General features: G+C 37.1%; 19 protein-coding genes and 1 pseudogene. 12 read left to right on the forward strand and 8 right to left on the reverse strand.

What is annotated here, in order from left to right; all coding sequences use genetic code 11:
• Nucleotides 1–4 precede the first annotated feature (4 nt).
• Nucleotides 5–1,192 (forward strand): MFS transporter, encoded by a 1,188-nt coding sequence (locus JZO76_RS01925; RefSeq protein WP_206902491.1) that lies wholly within the window; start codon nt 5–7, stop codon nt 1,190–1,192.
• Nucleotides 1,192–1,758, forward strand: coding sequence for a sugar O-acetyltransferase (locus tag JZO76_RS01930; RefSeq protein WP_206902492.1), 567 nt, complete (start codon nt 1,192–1,194; stop codon nt 1,756–1,758). The genes JZO76_RS01925 and JZO76_RS01930 overlap by 1 nt, the downstream gene beginning before the upstream one ends.
• Nucleotides 1,759–1,890: 132 nt before the next feature.
• Here JZO76_RS01930 and JZO76_RS01935 read toward each other — a convergent pair whose 3' ends face one another.
• Both JZO76_RS01935 and JZO76_RS01940 read right to left on the reverse strand, forming a co-directional pair.
• Nucleotides 1,891–2,403 (reverse strand): LURP-one-related/scramblase family protein, encoded by a 513-nt coding sequence (locus tag JZO76_RS01935; protein WP_206902493.1) that lies wholly within the window; start codon nt 2,401–2,403, stop codon nt 1,891–1,893.
• A gap of 51 nt (nt 2,404–2,454) precedes the next feature.
• The gene (locus tag JZO76_RS01940) at nt 2,455–3,327 is read right to left on the reverse strand and encodes a Cof-type HAD-IIB family hydrolase (protein WP_206902494.1); all 873 of its coding nucleotides are present in this window, start codon (nt 3,325–3,327) and stop codon (nt 2,455–2,457) included.
• Nucleotides 3,328–3,564: 237 nt separating this feature from the next.
• Here JZO76_RS01940 and JZO76_RS01945 point away from each other — a divergent pair, with 237 nt between their 5' ends.
• The 4 genes from JZO76_RS01945 to JZO76_RS01960 all read left to right on the forward strand — a co-directional run bounded on the left by JZO76_RS01945 (nt 3,565) and on the right by JZO76_RS01960 (nt 6,683).
• Nucleotides 3,565–4,254 carry a uracil-DNA glycosylase gene (locus tag JZO76_RS01945; RefSeq protein ID WP_206902495.1) on the forward strand — a complete coding sequence of 230 codons (690 nt, stop codon included), beginning with the start codon at nt 3,565–3,567 and terminating at the stop codon, nt 4,252–4,254.
• A 163-nt stretch (nt 4,255–4,417) separates the two neighbouring features.
• Nucleotides 4,418–5,404 carry a phosphate acetyltransferase gene (gene pta / locus JZO76_RS01950; RefSeq protein ID WP_206902496.1) on the forward strand — a complete coding sequence of 329 codons (987 nt, stop codon included), beginning with the start codon at nt 4,418–4,420 and terminating at the stop codon, nt 5,402–5,404.
• A 290-nt stretch (nt 5,405–5,694) separates the two neighbouring features.
• Nucleotides 5,695–6,162: a tRNA (adenosine(37)-N6)-threonylcarbamoyltransferase complex ATPase subunit type 1 TsaE gene (gene tsaE, locus JZO76_RS01955; RefSeq protein WP_206902497.1), complete on the forward strand. Its 468-nt coding sequence runs from the start codon at nt 5,695–5,697 to the stop codon at nt 6,160–6,162.
• Nucleotides 6,162–6,683, forward strand: coding sequence for a GNAT family N-acetyltransferase (locus tag JZO76_RS01960; RefSeq protein WP_206902498.1), 522 nt, complete (start codon nt 6,162–6,164; stop codon nt 6,681–6,683). Before tsaE ends, JZO76_RS01960 begins: the two co-directional genes overlap by 1 nt.
• 81 nt (nt 6,684–6,764) lie before the next feature.
• Here the strand turns inward: JZO76_RS01960 and JZO76_RS01965 are convergent, their stop codons facing one another.
• Nucleotides 6,765–7,298: a 3'-5' exonuclease gene (locus JZO76_RS01965; RefSeq protein WP_206902499.1), complete on the reverse strand. Its 534-nt coding sequence runs from the start codon at nt 7,296–7,298 to the stop codon at nt 6,765–6,767.
• Between the two features lie 78 nt (nt 7,299–7,376).
• Nucleotides 7,377–8,132: pseudogene (locus JZO76_RS01970) on the reverse strand (exodeoxyribonuclease III).
• Nucleotides 8,133–8,223: 91 nt separating this feature from the next.
• Between JZO76_RS01970 and JZO76_RS01975 the strand changes: the two are divergent.
• On the forward strand, nt 8,224–9,123 hold the full coding sequence (locus tag JZO76_RS01975; protein WP_206902500.1) for a Gfo/Idh/MocA family protein: 900 nt from the start codon (nt 8,224–8,226) through the stop codon (nt 9,121–9,123).
• Nucleotides 9,124–9,201: 78 nt separating this feature from the next.
• Complete coding sequence (gene murB, locus JZO76_RS01980; protein WP_206902501.1) at nt 9,202–10,101, forward strand: UDP-N-acetylmuramate dehydrogenase; 900 nt, start codon at nt 9,202–9,204, stop codon at nt 10,099–10,101.
• Between the two features lie 113 nt (nt 10,102–10,214).
• On the opposite strand, the gene JZO76_RS01985 is transcribed toward murB, so the two are convergent.
• From JZO76_RS01985 to JZO76_RS02000, 4 genes are read right to left on the reverse strand one after another with little or no spacing between them, the layout of a single operon-like run.
• Nucleotides 10,215–10,868 carry an ECF transporter S component gene (locus JZO76_RS01985; protein WP_206902502.1) on the reverse strand — a complete coding sequence of 218 codons (654 nt, stop codon included), beginning with the start codon at nt 10,866–10,868 and terminating at the stop codon, nt 10,215–10,217.
• A complete protein-coding gene (gene coaC, locus JZO76_RS01990) occupies nt 10,868–11,425 on the reverse strand; it encodes a phosphopantothenoylcysteine decarboxylase (protein ID WP_206902503.1) in 558 nt (185 codons plus the stop codon). Before coaC ends, JZO76_RS01985 begins: the two co-directional genes overlap by 1 nt.
• Nucleotides 11,426–11,440: 15 nt before the next feature.
• Entirely contained in the window at nt 11,441–12,199 is a 759-nt protein-coding gene (coaB, locus tag JZO76_RS01995) for a phosphopantothenate--cysteine ligase (protein ID WP_206902504.1), read from the reverse strand.
• A 12-nt stretch (nt 12,200–12,211) separates the two neighbouring features.
• Nucleotides 12,212–13,195 carry a YhdH/YhfP family quinone oxidoreductase gene (locus tag JZO76_RS02000; protein WP_206902505.1) on the reverse strand — a complete coding sequence of 328 codons (984 nt, stop codon included), beginning with the start codon at nt 13,193–13,195 and terminating at the stop codon, nt 12,212–12,214.
• A 399-nt stretch (nt 13,196–13,594) separates the two neighbouring features.
• Between JZO76_RS02000 and JZO76_RS02005 the strand changes: the two genes are divergently transcribed.
• From JZO76_RS02005 to JZO76_RS02020, 4 genes are read left to right on the forward strand one after another with little or no spacing between them, the layout of a single operon-like run.
• Nucleotides 13,595–14,683 (forward strand): ABC transporter ATP-binding protein, encoded by a 1,089-nt coding sequence (locus tag JZO76_RS02005; protein ID WP_206902506.1) that lies wholly within the window; start codon nt 13,595–13,597, stop codon nt 14,681–14,683.
• Nucleotides 14,684–14,694: 11 nt separating this feature from the next.
• Nucleotides 14,695–15,504 (forward strand): ABC transporter permease, encoded by an 810-nt coding sequence (locus JZO76_RS02010; RefSeq protein ID WP_206902507.1) that lies wholly within the window; start codon nt 14,695–14,697, stop codon nt 15,502–15,504.
• The gene (locus JZO76_RS02015; RefSeq protein WP_206902508.1) at nt 15,501–16,340 is read left to right on the forward strand and encodes an ABC transporter permease; all 840 of its coding nucleotides are present in this window, start codon (nt 15,501–15,503) and stop codon (nt 16,338–16,340) included. The genes JZO76_RS02010 and JZO76_RS02015 overlap by 4 nt, the downstream gene beginning before the upstream one ends.
• On the forward strand, nt 16,337–17,410 hold the full coding sequence (locus JZO76_RS02020; RefSeq protein WP_206902509.1) for an ABC transporter substrate-binding protein: 1,074 nt from the start codon (nt 16,337–16,339) through the stop codon (nt 17,408–17,410). The genes JZO76_RS02015 and JZO76_RS02020 overlap by 4 nt, the downstream gene beginning before the upstream one ends.
• The last annotated feature ends 185 nt before the right edge of the window (nt 17,411–17,595 follow it).

Here is a 17,595-nt window from a genome sequence, read left to right on the forward strand (position 1 = left end):
ATAGATGATTAATAAAAATAGCCTTATGACCCGTTTATCGATTTTAGCAATTTCTCTGTTATTAACAAGTGCAATGTCAATAAATGGCGCTCTGCCCCAAATGCAAAAAGCACTTGGGATGACGACGACACAAGTTGAATTAGTAGCTACATTGCCCGCACTAGCAGTGGTAATTTTTGTAATCCTTTCCAATCTCATAGCCGAAAAAATCGGTACAAAAAAAACAGTCCAACTAGGTTTACTCTTAGTTGGACTAGGGGGAGGCGTCGCGCCGTTAGTACTTGACAGTTATGCTTTACTTTTGATTAGCCGCTTTATTTTGGGAGCGGGATTTGGCTTGTTTAATTCATTGGCGGTTTCTATCATTAACTTATTATTCCAAAATGAACCGCAAGAGCGGGCAGCTTTGTTAGGGTACCGAGGTGCAGCGGAAAATATCGGAAATGCCGGGTTAACTTTACTAGCTGGTTTCATGATGGCTTTTGGATGGCGCTTTGCTTTTACTGTGTACTTATTGGCTTTTCCTATTCTAATTTTGTTTACGATTTTTGTACCAGAAATCCAACAAGTAAAAAAAGAATCCCACGAACAGCAGGGGGAATTAAAATTTTCAGTATATTTGTTAGCTTTGTTTGCTTTATTTTTGGTCATGACCTTTGTGGCAATTGGCGTTCGATTTCCTACGATGGTAACCAATCTCAAAGGTGCAAACTACAACGCCTCAGCCTTCTTAGCTGTAATGCCGCTAATTGGAATTGTAACCGGTTCATTATTTGGCTTTTTTAATCACCTACTAGGTGAAAAGTGTTTGTATCTTGGGCTAGCCCTGTTAGCATGTGCAACATTTTTAATTGCAATTTCTGAAAATAATTTTACCTTACTCTTAATGGGCTACTTTATCAGCGGAATTCCCGGTAGTCTAATTTTTCCGTTTATCTACAATTCCTTAAATCTATATGCTACACCTACAAAAATGACAGCAGCGACATCAATTATTTTAATTGGTTGTAACTTAGGCAATTTTATTGCACCCTTTGGTTTGAGTGCATTACAGTTTATTTCGGGAACAAAAAATTTATTTGCTCCATTTCAATTACTAAGCATTTTATTGTTGGCAATTTTGGCGGGAATCTTTTTATATAAGAAAAAGCCTTTCTTGCGTAAGGCGTTAAGTGGAGGTGGAAAATCGTGATGGATTCCATTTTAAGCAGGAAAATGCAGACAGGTGAGATTTATTTTGAAACACCAGAATTACAAAAAGAGCAGGCTTTATATCGTGATTTGTTATTTCAATTTAACCATACTTTACCTAGTAAGCAACAAGAGAGGACAGCTATTTTACACCAACTGCTGGCCAATTTTGGTAAAGGATCATATATTGAACCACCATTAGCTGCAAATTGGGGAAAAAATACCTCAATTGGTGAAAATGTCTATGCTAATTTTGGCTTATCTTTAGTGGATGATACAAAAATTGAAATTCAAGATGATGTAATGATTGGGCCAAATGTTACATTGTGTACGGGAACGCATCCTTTAAGACCGGAACTCCGTTTACAAAAAGCGCAGTTTAATTTACCCGTTATTATTAAAAAAAATGTTTGGCTTGGAGCCGGCACAATTGTTTTACCGGGTGTGACCATTGGCGAAAACAGTGTCATCGGAGCAGGTAGCCTTGTAACAAAAGATATTCCGGCTAATGTTTTGGCCTATGGTTCTCCTTGTCAGGTGGTAAAGCAACTAGCAGATGTTGATTAAATGCTAAGGTGTTGTATCTTTTACTTCAAAAATAGACAACTGTCCTAATTTTTCAAAAGATAAGTATCACAAAGAAAATGAAAAGAGTTAAAAAAGGAATGTCTAACAGCGTAGCTGTTGTACATTCCTTTTTTAACAATTGGGTGTTAGGCGATAATCAAACTTTTGGGTTTTACTCCGATTATACAGCCAGTAATCCATAATGGCCGCAATACAAATGCAAACAGGCGCATCTTCATCGTTTCTCACATCAAGGACATAATAATCACCAGAAAACAACGTGGCTTTATCCATTCGCATTATCAGATGATTAAAATGACGAATGCTATATTGATGTTGATAAATATTACCTTGTACTGTCCAATGGAGTTGTTGAATGTAATAAAAATCCCCCGGCCAACGAAAAATCTTTTGTAAGGTCCCCACTTTTTCAAAATTTTTATAAATTTCAAAACGGGTACCAAAGGTAAAACTAATTTGTTTGATGCTGGCCACAAGTTCACCATTCATTTTATAAAGAGAGAGGGCATCACCTTTTGTTCCCCAACGACCCACTAATAAAAACAAAGATTTTCCTTTTTCGTCTTTGACAATGGTTCGGGTGATGGAACTCAACTGTTTGTCTTGAATGAAAAATTCAGACATTCTAGCGCCTCCTTCAAAAAGTAGCTAAAAATTTATCGTATCAAATTAAGTTTACGCCAAATTCTCGTCGATTGCTCGCATAATGGCTTTGCCAACCCCAGAATCGATATTGGTTTCAGTTAAGTATTTGGCAGCTTCTTTTAATTCGATCTTAGCATTTCCCATAGCAAAACTCACGCCAGCCATTTGAATCATACTTAGATCGTTCATATTATCGCCAATTGTCATCACTTGGTCTAAAGGGATATTCCGCTCTTTTGCAACATGGGCCACGGCAATCCCTTTTTGCGCATCGCGATGATTAATTTCAATATTATTTTGACCAGAAGAGGTAACGTGAAGTTGTTCATTTTCATCTAATTTTTTTGCAACTGGACCTAAGACAGCGGGACCGTCTTTATGGAAACAAATAATTTTTAAAACTTCAAAATCTGGTTTTCCTAATAAGTCTTTAATATCTGTAACATATTGTACAGGTAAAAATTCTAGTTGAGCAGAAGTCATGGCAATTGCCATTTTGTGAGTTAAATGGGGCATCATTTCGGCCATGTGTTCAGAGAAATTCTCAATCCGCCGCGCTTGGCTTTCAGAATATAGACCTTCATTTGTAGCTACTTCGTAATAAATATCTGCTGTTCGCAAAAGATCTAGTGTTTCTGCCACCGTTTGTAGAGCAATCGGAACCGTAAATAAAGAGTTGCCCTCAGCATCAAAAACTTGCGCACCATTTAAGTTAATCATGGCACACTTAATACCGGCTTGTTCTAGTGCGGGCAGAGCCTCTTCGCGGTTGCGGCCAGTTGCCACCATAAATTCAATTCCGTGTTCGTTGGCATATTTAATCGCCGCAATATTTTCAACTGAAATCTGCATGCGGGAATTTAATAAAGTTCCGTCCATGTCAGAGGCAATTAATTTAATCATAAAAAAATCGGCACCATCCTTTAAAAAATCTGACGCAAAGATTGCGTTAGAATTTTTTACTTATAAATTACTTGTCTTTAGTTTAACACAGATTTACAGGGAAATGTGGCGGTTTCAAAGACAATCCCTAACAATTGCGCTACAATAACCTTGAGTGGTTTAAAGTCTAATAATAAAGGCAGTGGCAGTACTTACTCTAAGTTGTTGCAGCTTTATCAATGAATTTAGGAGGCAGTAATGAAAGCAATTATTCATAATAGTTGGCAAGAGATTCTAGCACCGGAATTTGAGCAACCTTATTACCTGCAGTTGCGAAAATTTTTGAAACAAGAATATCAAACTCAGAAAATTTATCCAAATATGTATCATATTTTTGAAGCATTAGAGCTGACACCTTATGAAGATGTCAAGGTGGTGATTTTGGGACAAGATCCATATCACGGAGAAAACCAGGCCCACGGGTTATCATTTTCCGTGCAACCAAGGATTAAAATACCACCGTCTTTGCAAAATATTTATAAAGAATTGCAGAGTGATTTAAATGTGACGCCAGTAAATCATGGGTATTTAACCAGCTGGGCCAAACAAGGCGTTTTACTATTAAACACAGTTTTAACGGTACGAGCAGGCCAAGCTTATTCCCATCGCGGCAAAGGGTGGGAACAACTGACGGATAAAATTATCGAAAAGTTAAACGAGCGGCAAAAACCAGTCGTTTTTATTTTGTGGGGAAAAGGTGCGCAAGAAAAAATTAAAATGATCGATCAAACACGTCACGTTGTTATTGCGTCCCCCCATCCAAGTCCTTTATCAGCTCATCGTGGTTTTTTTGGCTCTCGACCTTTCTCAAAGGCCAATGATGCTTTAGTCAAGTTTGGCGAAGCACCGATTAATTGGCAGTTGCCAAAAGATCCCAATGCTGTATAATACAGTGTAATAATAAAGCGGTTGCTGTTATATAATAAAAGAGCGACTATGTGAAATCAAGAACAAAGAACCGTGCCTTTTTACTGTAACAGCAAAAAGAACTGTTCTTTTTTTTGTGAATAGTGTATGATGAGGAGGACAAAAAATACAGGAGGTAATTCCGGTGGAATTATTTGATAGTTTAAAATTTAAAATTGTACGTCGTGGCATTAAAATTGCTTTTCCAGAAGCAACTGATTCACGTATTTTAGGCGCAGCAGCACGTTTGAAAGCAGAAGAATTAATTACGCCTGTTTTAATTGGTAACAAAGAAGAAGTGGCAAAAGCTGCCGCTGCTCGTGGTATCACAATTGATCAATTTGAAATCCTAGATCCTGACGATTATCCTGATTGGGATAAAATGGTAGCAGCCTTTGTTGAACGTCGTAAAGGTAAGGCAACCAAAGAACAAGCTGAAGAAATTTTAAAAGATGTGAACTACTTTGGAACAATGTTAACTTACATGGGCGTAACTGACGGTATGGTTTCTGGTGCGATTCATTCAACCGGGGATACTGTGCGTCCAGCATTGCAAATCATTAAAACGAAACCAGGCGTCAGCCGGACAAGTGGAGCTTTCTTAATGGTTCGTGGTCGCGACCAAGAAAAATATTTATTCTCAGATTGTGCCATCAATGTTAACCCATCTTCACAAGAATTAGCTGAAATTGCAGTAGCATCCGCTGAAACTGCAGAATTATTTGATATCGATCCAAAAGTTGCATTATTAAGCTTTTCAACAAAAGGTTCAGCTAAAGCTCCAGAAGTAGATAAAGTGGTGGAAGCAACAAAAATCGCAAAAGAAATGGCACCAGATATTATTTTAGATGGTGAATTACAATTTGATGCGGCTTACGTTTCTGCAGTTGGTCAATTAAAAGCACCAGATTCAGATGTTGCAGGTAAAGCTACAGTCTTTGTTTTCCCTGAATTACAATCTGGCAACATTGGCTACAAAATTGCGCAACGTTTCGGTAACTTTGAAGCGATTGGACCAATTTTGCAAGGTTTAAATAAACCTGTGTCAGACTTATCTCGTGGCGCCAATGAAGAAGATGTTTATAAATTATCAATTATCACTGCTGCCCAAACATTAAATACTGCAAAATAAAAATTGATTCATAAAAGAGGTTAGAAAAGTTAAATTGACTTTTCTAACTTCTTTTTTTAACATCTGTGAAAAAAGCAGTTTGTGGGACAATAAGAAAGAAAACTTAAATATGGAGCGTAACCTTTAAAATATATTTTTGATAGTTGGTATTGAGGTAATTTTATTTATGTTGTCCTTTTGTTATGGTTAGCAATTTTTTGCATTGCTTTTGCAATCTAACTTTTAGCCAGTTATACTAAGCAAAGCTTATATTTTAAAATTAAGATATTTATTGGTTAGGAGGAGCAATCATGATTGCTTTAACAGATCTTTTAGCAACAGAAAAATTAGGTAAGGTTATTGGTGCTAGTGCAATTGCTGGGGATGTCATTATTTTGACAGGAGAATTAGGGGCAGGAAAAACCACGATTACCAAAGGAATTGCACAAGGCATGGGAATAAATCGAATGGTAAAAAGTCCGACTTATACGATTATTCGAGAATATGAAGATGGACGGTTACCTCTTTATCACATGGATGTTTATCGTGTAGGCCAAGAAGCCGATGAACTGGGCTTGGAAGAATATTTTGAAGGAAGTGGCTTATCGATTGTCGAATGGGGCCAATTACTAGGGGATGCTTTGCCGGTAGACTATTTGGAAATAATATTAACGAAAATTGACGCCGATCAGTTTGCGCGTCAAGTAGAATTTAAAGCAGTAGGGAATCAGAGCGAAGCATTTTTAAACCGAATTTTACAAAACTGGGAGACAAAATAATGACAGATGTAGATGTAATTATTCGCCCTACACAACCAAACGATGCAGCCCAGCTTTTACAGGTGATGAAGGAAATTGGCAGTCAAACAGATTTTTTGATTATGGACGAAAAGGGACTTTCCTTAACTAAAGAGCAACTAGCCAGACAATTAGCAGCCTTTTTAGAGAGTCCAAATAATTTATCCCTCGTGGCATTGGCAGGAGAAAAGATTATTGGCGCTGCTTCTGTTATGGCAGAAGAAAACCCCCGAATCGCCCATATTGGTGAGGTAGGAATTTCAATTTTAAAAGAATTTTGGGGCATGGGCTTAGGTGCTGCGATGATGGAAGAAATTATTTGGTGGGCTGAAGATTCTGGTATCATTCGCCGTTTAGAGTTAACTGTTCAAACTCGTAACCAAAGAGCCTATCATCTTTATCAAAAATACGGTTTTGTAGTTGAAGGAAAGCTGCAAAGAAGCTTTTTAACACCACAAAATGAATTTGTTTCTGCTTATTTGATGGCACGATTGATTGATTGATATTTTGTAAATCAGATGCTGAAAGTAATAAAAAGGCGCGGCGTTTTCAGGCAGCTTGTTGCTGCAAAGAAAACGTCACGTCTATTTGATTGTAACCATTTTTTTTAAAGGATCGGTGCCAAATTGTGCTTCTTGTCGTAATAAAATCTCAGCACAAGCGCGACTGTCTTCTAAAGCGTCGTGATGATTTTCTAAGGTAATGTCCAACATTTCACACATGGTATTTAAACGATGATTGGGAAATTCCGGATACAATTTACGACTAGAACGTGCTGTGCATAAAGATAAATAAGGTTGTTTTTCTAAGCCGTAATAATCTAAGCATCCGGCTAATACGCCATTGTCAAAAGGCGCGTTGTGGGCCACAATCAGGCTGTTTTGATTGTAATATTGGGAAATTTCTTCCCAAACGGTGGGAAATTTGGGGGCATTTGCAACATCTTCAGGATGAATCCCGTGAATTTGAATATTGCGCCAGAAAAAAGGTGTTTCTGGTTTAATTAAGGAATAATATTCCCCTACGATTTTACTGTTGCGCACCATGACTAATGCCAAAGAACAAGCACTGTGTTTTTCGTGATTGGCTGTTTCAAAATCCATTGCAATAAAGTTCATATTACCCGCCCTTTCTTCGTGTAATGTAGCACAAAAAAGGCGACAATAGCAAACGCCTGGTCGCCTTTTTAAAACAAATTAAAAATTTAAATCCAATTCAACTGGACAGTGGTCACTACCAAAAATTTCAGTATGAATTTTGGCATCAGTCATTTTGTCTTTTAGATCTTTGGAGACTACAAAATAGTCGATACGCCAACCTGCATTATTTTTACGGGCGTTAAAACGATAGCTCCACCAAGAATAAACACCCTCAAGCTCAGGATAAAAGTAGCGGAAGCTGTCAATAAAACCAGCGTTTAAAAGCTCTGTGAATTTACCACGTTCTTCATTGGTAAAGCCAGCATTTTTATGATTGGTTTTTCAATTTTTTAAATCGATATTTTCATGGGCGACGTTTAAATCACCACATAAAATGACAGGTTTTGTTTTATTCAATTTTACTAAATAGTTACGAAAATCATCTTCCCACGTCATGCGATAATCAAGCCGTTTTAATTCGTTTTGTGAGTTGGGGGTATAACAATCTACCAAGTAAAACTCGGGATATTCTAACGTAATAACCCGTCCTTCTAAATCATGGTGATCAATGCCGATTCCATAACTGACATTTAGCGCTTCTTTTTTTGCAAAAATAGCTGTACCAGAATACCCTTTTTTCTCAGCATAATTCCAATATTCATAATAATTGGGTAAGTCCATTTCAATTTGTCCTGCTTGCAACTTGGTTTCTTGTAGACAGAAAAAATCTGCATCTAATTCTGCGATAACATCCATAAAATTCTTTTTCATCACAGCTCGTAAGCCGTTAACATTCCAAGAGACTAATTTCAAAATTTTTCCTCCTTATCAAATAAACATTCTTATTTATTTTAGCGAAAAATGGTGTAAGATGAAAGGAAAGGCCACTAAAGGAAGTGTTTTAATGAAAATTGGTGTCATTGGAATTGGTAATATCGCCCAGAAAGCTTATTTGCCAACTTATTTAAAAAAACAAGACGAAGCGACATTTTATTTTGCAACCCGCAATAAAAAGGTTAGAGAAGAGTTACAAGCGCGTTTTGGTTTTCAGCATGTTTATCAAAGTTTGGAGCAATTACTAGCTCAAAATATAACAGCTTGTTTGATTCATAGTGCCACTAAAAGTCATTACGACTTAGTGAAAACGTGTTTAGAAAACGGGATTCATGTCTTTGTTGATAAACCATTAACAGAAAACTATCGACAAACAGAAGAACTCTATCGGCTAGCAGCAGCTAAAAATTTGATTTTAATGTTAGGATTTAATCGGCGCTATGCACCACTTGTAAACCTACTAAAAGATTTACCTGAAAAACGACAGCTCCACTTGCAAAAAAATCGTTTGGCCGGAAGTGGCACGCCGGAATTTTTAGTTTATGATTTATTTTTACATTTGGTAGATACAGCCGTTTATTTAATGCCAGGAACACCGCGGTTGGTTTATGGTAATTTACAAGTGAGTCAGAATAATTTAGAATATGCTACCATGTTGCTAGCCAGTGAAACAACGAGTGCAACGCTAACCATGGATTTAAAAAGTGGCGCAAACTATGAACGTTATGAGGTTACGAGCCCAAGTAAAACATTGATTTTAGAAAACTTAACAAACTTAACCGAGCTAAAACAACAAGGAACGCTGCAGTTAAGTGGTGATGATTGGCAAACAACGTTATTTAAGCGTGGCTTTGAAGCACTCGTAACCCAATTTTTAACTGCTGTTAAAGAAAAACAGCCCCTATCGCAAGAAAAGGTTCTCTTGAGCCACCAATTATGTGCAGAACTTTTAGCAACCTATGGCAATTAATTAGGAAGCTTAGGTGGCAAGAAATGCCTTTGCGTGCTAAAATAAGTGGGATGTTTTTAAAAGAGAGGAAAATTTTTCATGAAAGATGAATTTAAACAAGCTTTTCCTGAAATTAGTATTTTACTAGATGAACCTTTAATGAATTATACGTTTACCAAAACTGGTGGACCGGCTGATGTTTTAGCGTTTCCTAAAAGCACGGAAGAAACGAAAGCTTTGGTAGATTATTGCCGTAATGAGGATATTCCTTGGTTAGTATTAGGCAATGCCAGTAATTTAATTGTTAGAGACGGGGGCATTCGCGGTTTAGTCATAATGCTGAGTCAGATGACAAAAGTTTCTGTCACAGATACTGTGGTAGAAGCACAAGCGGGTGCAAAGTTAATCGATACGACTTATGCTGCTCTAAAAGAAAATTTGGCTGGTTTTGAATTTGCTAGTGGAATTCCTGGGAGTATTGGTGGGGCGGTATTCATGAATGCCGGTGCCTACGACGGAGAAATCAAAGATGTCTTTTTAAGCTGTGATGTTTTGTTTGCTGATGGTATCATCAAGACGTTGGATCATAATGAGATGAATTTTTCCTATCGTCACAGTGCCGTACAAGATTTAGGTGCGATTATTTTGAATGCTCGTTTCCAATTAAAAAAAGGAAATCACGATGAAATTAAAGCAAGAATGGATGAATTGACCGCTTTACGTCAGGCAAAGCAACCGTTGGAATATCCGTCTTGTGGAAGCGTCTTTAAACGACCTGCCGGACATTTTACCGGTAAATTAATTCAAGATGCTGGTCTGCAAGGATTGAAATGGGGCGGGGCCCAAATTTCTGAAAAGCACGCTGGCTTTATCGTGAATATTGATAATGCCACTGCAACAGACTATGTGGAATTAATTGCATATATACAAAAAACAATCAAAGAAAAATTTGACGTGACTTTGGAAACAGAAGTCCGCATTATTGGTGAAGAAAAATAGCAAAAAAACTGGGCAAAAAGTTAACTAACTTTTTGCCCAGTTTTTTTGTCGTAATAAGTAAAAATTTGATAAGTAGTTCTCATGAGTAAGGACGTACTAAAAAAATCAGCTCGTTAATACATTTCGGTACGGTTTTTCTTAGTTAAGCGTAACAAAATAGCACAAACTGCTGCGGTCACGACACCGGCTACAATTGACTCTGGAATTCCCTGTGTGAAAATGACAGTTAAAATGGCACCATATAAAAAGTTAGGACTTTGCCCGCTTTGTCCAACATACGTCCCATAGCTTTCTTGGAAGAGAAAATAAATGAAGTTCATTACCAACAAAGTATTGGTCAGTCCGCCACTAACACCAGCTATAAATAAAGCAACGCTATCGGCTTTATTTTTTAAAAGGCGACGCCCATATTTATAAACAAAAAATGGGACAACCCCGATTAAAATTCTAGGAACAATCGCGACAATCAAAGCTTTCCAATCCCCATGATTAGTTCCAATCACGTTAATAAAAGGAGAGAAAACAAAAGATAGTGGATTAGGTCTGGTCGTGGCATTATAGATACTCATAAGGCCCATTGAAAAACCAAGGAAAGCTCCCAAACGCGGTCCTAAAATAATGGAACCGATAATAACCGGCACATGTAAAATTGTGGCATTTAAAGGACCAATGGGAATAAAACCTAAAAAGGGTACCAGGCTCATTAAAATCATGATACCTAAAAAAAGTGCAGTTAAAACAAGATCAAAAGTTTTGCTGTTTTTCATTATAAACTCCTTTGGCTTAGTGTTGCTTCTACAGCTTTGACAATGGTTTCATTGGTTGCCAAAGCTCCGCGACCAAAATCGCCACAGGCTAGTAAAGCTTCCCGAGGCTCTATTTCTTTATACCCGAACTCTTTTAATGTGACAAGATTTTTTTGTGTTACTGGATTTTGATACATGTAAGTATTCATTGCCGGTGCAATTAATTTAGGTACTTTAACTTCAAGGGCCATGGCTACAGTCGTCACCATGTCATCTGCGATTCCACTGGCAAGTTTACCAATAATATTTGCTGTAGCTGGTGCAATTAATAATAAATCCGCCCGCTTAGCAAGCGCAATATGATTGACTAAATCCGCGCGCTGTTCCACCATAACGTCAGTGTGAACCGGGCGTTTTGATAAGGTTTGTAACGTGAGGGGCGTAATAAATTTAGTGCTGTTTTGAGTCATCAAAACATCGACGGCATAACCGCGTTTGGTTAATTCATTGGTTAAATCGGCAGCTTTGTATGCAGATATGCTGGCAGAGATGCCCAGTAAGATATGTTTTTGACGCATAATAGTTTGCTCCTTTTATTTATTTTTCCTTGCAGTAGTAATCGCTTGTTTTATTAACTGTGCAATTTCTTTTTTGGTAGCAGCTTCTGTGTAGCTGCCATCTTTGGCGATTAAATAACCATGATGTTCATTTGGACCAACTTCTGTTAAATCGTTAGCTAAGATAAAGTCGGCACTATTTTTTTGGATACTTTTCATCGCTACATCAAATAAGGCATTAAAGCTAACGTCAACCAGCAACTTAAAGCCAACTAATAGTGTTTCTGGCTGCAATTTTTTAATTAAGTGAATTACTTTAGGATTTTTCTTTAAAATTAAGAACAAATGATCCGTATCCGAAGAAATTTTCTTATCCTGGTGTGCATCGGATTCAAGTTCTGCCAACCAGTTTTTTAAAACCGCAGCCGAGATACTTTCCCCATTATTTTTTGCGAGTAATCCAGTTAAAGCGGTTTGTAGTTGCTCTTCAGACAAACTTGTCGCAGGGGTGAAATCACTAACGGCCATGCTGTGAATAACCGCATCATAGGAATGTGTTGTTAATAAATTTGTTAGCGTGTCTGCTAACTCTTTTGTGTCATTAATAAAATGCAGCGTAATTAGGTCACCTTCAGGCTTTTGTGCATTTTTCGTTGTGACGTAGTCAATGGTGGTCACCTCAGCGTTAAATGCGTTGGCAATTGCAACACCCAAACGACCACTTGAATGGTTTGAAATCGAGCGGACATCGTCAATTTTTTCAGATGTACCACCAGCGGTAATCAAAATGCGCATAATAAACTCCTTTTACATCGAAATAATACTGCGGCCTTCGTGCTTGCCAGCTAACAAGGATTGTGTAATAGCTCCCACATCGTAAAGAGGGGCTTCTTGAACTTTCAACTGTGAAGAAATTTTCCAATCGGTAGCCAATAAGTTCCAAATTTTTTGTCGCATAGGCATGGGTTGGTTGACTGAATCGATACCAAAGACTTTAATACCACGTAAAATAAAAGGTAAAACCGTCGTGTTCAGTTTAATACCTGAAGCGTTGCCGCACAAAGCTGCTACACCTTCATAGTCAAGTTGTGGCAAAAGAGCAGCCAAAAGGTCACCACCGACTGTATCGATGATACCGGAAAATTGTTGTTTGGCTAAAGGACGTATTTTTTCTGGGATTAAGGCATCAGGCGTGATAATTTCGGTTGCACCGATAGTTTTCAACCAGTCAGTTGCAGCATCTTTTCTGCTGACTGCGACAATTTTTTCGTAGCCTAACTTGTGTAATAGTGCAATTGCAATACTACCGACACCACCAGAAGCTCCCGTCACAAGTACTTGCTTATTTTTAGCGATATTTTGATTGATTTTTTCTACTGCGAGTGCAGCGGTAAAACCCGCTGTGCCGTATACCATACTTTCTTTTAAAGATAAACCCGCTGGTAGAGGAACCAACCAGTCGCCAGGGATACTTTGATAGTGGCTTAAACCACCAGGAGCAGATACACCTAAGCCATAACCAGTTGCAAGAACTTCATCTCCTTTTACAAAGCGACTATCATTGCTTGTAACTACAGTTCCGGCTAAATCAATTCCTAAAGTTAAGGGATAACTTCGGACAACTCCAGTTTTAGCTTGTGTTGCTAAAGCGTCTTTAAAATTTAAGGAAGAGTATGCAACTTTAACAATGACACCCTCAGTGTTGAGGGTAGTGAAATCTTGTTGGACTAAAGTAGCGTCAACTTGTCCGTCTTTTTCGTTAACGACAAATGCTTGAAATTTTTCTGTCATAATTTGCCTCCGGTTTTTTTCTAGCGTAGCCAAACGAGCCGTATTCTAGTAAAAAGATGTACTATAACGAATAAAAAAAATACATATACATATAAAGAATCGTTACGGAATTGGGCTTCGTCATTTTTATTATCATACCATAAGTAAGCTGATTTCTAGTTTTAGTTTTTCTCGGTTAGATTAAAGGAGTTTTCAGCGATGAAAAAATACTTATCGTAATGAAAAAAATCAAACTTTTTCGACCCATAAAATCCGAAATAGCACTTGTTAGCGGATAGTTATTATAATACATTTTGGCAAGTTTTTGCTATGATTTAATTAGGTCTTGTTTTTTGTCAATTTATCAGTATTCTTAATGAGTATGACCAAAAATTTTGTAGTGTAAAAGGGGGAGAAAAAGTGGCTAAATCCATCATCTCATTTAAAAATGTGACGAAACGTTACGACGATGAAGATACGGTATTAAAAAATGTCAGTTTTGAGATCGAGGAGGGCAAGTTTTATACCCTTTTAGGGCCTTCTGGTTGTGGTAAAACAACAATTTTACGGATTATTGCCGGCTTTTTAGATGCCACTGAAGGAGATATTTTCTTTGACGGCCAAAAAATTAATGATGTTCCGGCGAATCAACGCCAAGTGAATACAGTTTTTCAAGATTATGCGTTATTTCCACATATGAATGTTTTTGATAATGTGGCTTTTGGACTAAAAATAAAAAAGGTTTCCAAAGATCAAATTGAAAAACGGGTCATGGAAGCTTTGCGTCTGGTGCAACTAAAAGGATATGAAAAACGAGAAATTCGTGAAATGTCTGGTGGTCAAAGGCAACGGGTAGCCATCGCAAGAGCGATTGTCAATGAACCAAAAGTTTTATTATTAGATGAACCATTGTCTGCTTTGGATTTGAAGTTGCGGACAGATATGCAATATGAATTGCGGGAATTGCAACAACGCTTAGGAATCACTTTTATCTTTGTCACCCATGATCAAGAAGAAGCGTTAGCCATGAGTGATGAAATTTTTGTTATGAATCGCGGTAAAATCGTGCAAAGTGGAACCCCAGTTGATATTTACGATGAACCGATTAACCATTTTGTTGCCGATTTTGTCGGTGAAAGTAATATTGTGTCAGGAACGATGATTGAGGATAATCTGGTGGAATTTGTCGGCAAAAAATTTGAATGTGTCGATAGTGGGATGAGACCTAATGAACCAGTGGAAGTCGTTTTACGTCCAGAAGATTTGTCATTAACTTCCGTGGAAAAAGGCAAGTTGATTGTTAAAGTCGATACGCAATTATTCCGGGGCGTGCATTATGAGATCATCTGTTACGACGAACAAGAAAATGAGTGGATGGTTCATTCTACGAAAAAAGCTGTGGAAGGTAGTCAAATTGGACTGTATTTTGAACCAGAAGATATCCACGTTATGCGCTTTAATGAATCAGAAGCTGATTTTGATGCCCGTTTAGAAAGTTACGATGAATAGGAGGAAAGACAGTGACTAAATTACGACGTTTTTACTCCGTACCGTATTATATCTGGCTGTTGCTTTTTGTCATTGCACCCGTTTTATTAATTATTTATCAGTCTTTTTTTGATATGAACGGCAATTTTTCTTTAGTTAATTATGAGACCTACCTTGGTTCTGGTAAGTATTTAACCATGACCTTAAATTCAGTATGGTATGCCTTTTTAATCACGCTTTTCACCTTATTAATTAGTTATCCGACTGCATATTTTCTGACCAAGTTGCAACATAAAGATCTCTGGTTGTTGTTAATTATTCTACCCACTTGGATTAATTTATTATTAAAAGCCTATGCTTTTATCGGGATTTTTGGTGTCCACGGTGGTATTAACAATTTCCTCGGGTTGTTTGGTATTGGACCTGAACAAATTTTATTTACAGATTTTAGTTTTTTAGTGGTTGCAACGTATATTGAATTGCCATTTATGATTTTACCGATTTTTAACGCTTTAGAAGAAATCAATCCATCGTTGGTTTTTGCTAGTCGCGACTTAGGAGCTAATAGTTTTGAGACCTTCCGCCGTGTTATTTTGCCCCTTTCCATGAACGGGGTAAAAAGTGGCGTGCAAGCTGTCTTTATTCCGTCACTTTCATTATTCATGTTAACACGTTTGATTGGTGGCAATCGTGTGATCACGCTAGGGACTGCCATTGAACAACATTTCCTTGTTACACAAAACTGGGGGATGGGTTCAACTATTGGCGTGATTTTGATTATTGCGATGTTTATCGTCATGAGCTTAACCGGAGAAAAGCGTAAAGGAGGCGTGAAAAAATGAAAAAAATCCGTTGGTCGAATCTTTATTTGATTCTCGTTTTTATCATTTTGTACATTCCCATCTTTTATCTGATTTTTTACTCCTTTAATGCTGGGGAAACCATGAATAGTTTTACCGGTTTTAGTTTGCAGCACTATCAGGCTGTGTTTGCAGATACACGCTTGATTATTATTGTTCTCAACACGTTTATGTTGGCGTTTTTATCAGCGCTACTGGCAACTTTAATCGGTACTTTTGGTGCATTAGGCATCTATTACACCAAAAAAAGACGTTGGCGCAATGCCTTTTTAAGCGCAAATAATATTTTATTAGTTTCACCAGATGTTATTATTGGTGCCAGTTTTTTGATTTTGTTTACGTTACTAGGCAATATTTTTAAAAGTTTTAGTTTAGGCTTTTTCAGTGTGTTGCTATCTCATATTGCGTTTTCTATCCCGATTGTCGTGTTGATGGTGTTGCCAAAACTCAAAGAGATGAATGATTCAATGGTAGATGCTGCAAGAGATTTGGGGGCTAATAATATCCAAGTCATGCAAAATATTATTCTACCTTATTTATCCCCAGGAATTATCGCCGGATATTTTATGGCCTTTACCTATTCATTAGATGATTTTGCAGTAACTTTCTTTGTCACAGGTAATGGCTTTACCACGCTTTCTGTGGAGATTTATTCACGGGCAAGACAGGGGATTAGCCTTGAAATCAACGCTTTAAGCACTTTAGTCTTTATTTTTTCAATGGTCTTAGTTATCGGGTATTACTTTATCAGCAAAGACAATCATTCCAAAAAAGGCAAAAACCGCCGCAAAAAAGTGGAGGTGCCAGAACTACGATGAAAAAACTACAGTCACTTTTTATTGGAATTATCGCGGTCATTTTAGTTTTACTTTTTGCCGTTAATCGCTTGGAACACGCCAGTGGCATGGCCGGAGCCAAAGTATTAAATATTTACAACTGGGGCGATTATATTGATCCGGATTTGTTGAAAAAATTTGAAAAAGAAACTGGTTATAAAGTAAATTATGAAACTTTTGATTCAAATGAAGCCATGTTCACCAAGATTCAACAAGGGGGAACAGCTTATGACATCACGATTCCAAGTGAATACATGATCCAAAAAATGATTCAAGAGAACCTTGTTTTACCGCTAGATCATAGTAAAATAAAAGGCTTGAATAATATTCATGAAGATTTTTTAAATCAAAGTTTTGATCCCAATAATAAATATTCCATTCCTTATTTTTGGGGCACTTTGGGAATTGTTTATAATGATAAGTTTGTTAAGGCAGATGATTTAAAATATTGGCGGGATTTATGGAATGATAAATTTCGTGATAACATTATGATGATTGATGGTGCTAGAGAAGTCATCGGCTTAGGTTTGAATAGCTTAGGGTATTCTTTAAACAGTAAAAACAATCAACAGCTTAATGAAGCAGTTGAAAAATTAAAAGGCTTAACGCCTAATATCAAAGCCATTGTGGCCGATGAAATTAAAATTTATATGGCCAATGAAGAAAGTATGGTAGCAGTGACCTTTTCTGGTGAAGCTGCTGATATGATGGCGGAAAATCCACATCTTCATTATGTTATTCCAGCAGAAGGTTCTAACTTATGGTTTGACAATATCGTAATTCCTAAAACTGCCAAAAATAAAGCAGGCGCTTATGATTTTATTAACTTTATGTTACGCCCAGAAAATGCTGCACAAAATGCCGAATACATTGGCTATGCCACTCCCAATAAAGAAGCTATGAAGCTTTTACCTAAATCTATTACCAGAGACAAACAATTTTATCCTACCGATCAAATGTTAGACCATTTAGAAGTCTATCAAGATTTAGGCAAAGAATATTTGGGAATTTATAACGACTTATTCTTGGAACTTAAGATGTATCGTAAATAATAAGTAACCTTAGAAGCGACCAGTTAAAAGCTAGATCATTAGGCTAGCTTTTAACTGGTCGCTTCTTTAGTGAATTTTAAATAACAAAATAGAAAGAAAAAAATAATTTTTTAAATGGTATATATCATTTTGAAATAGCGGAGAATTTGATTAAGAAAAGCTTTTTCCCTTTAAAATTTCAGTAA

This window comes from Candidatus Enterococcus myersii (genome assembly GCF_017316025.1).
Classification (GTDB): domain Bacteria; phylum Bacillota; class Bacilli; order Lactobacillales; family Enterococcaceae; genus Enterococcus_C; species Enterococcus_C montenegrensis.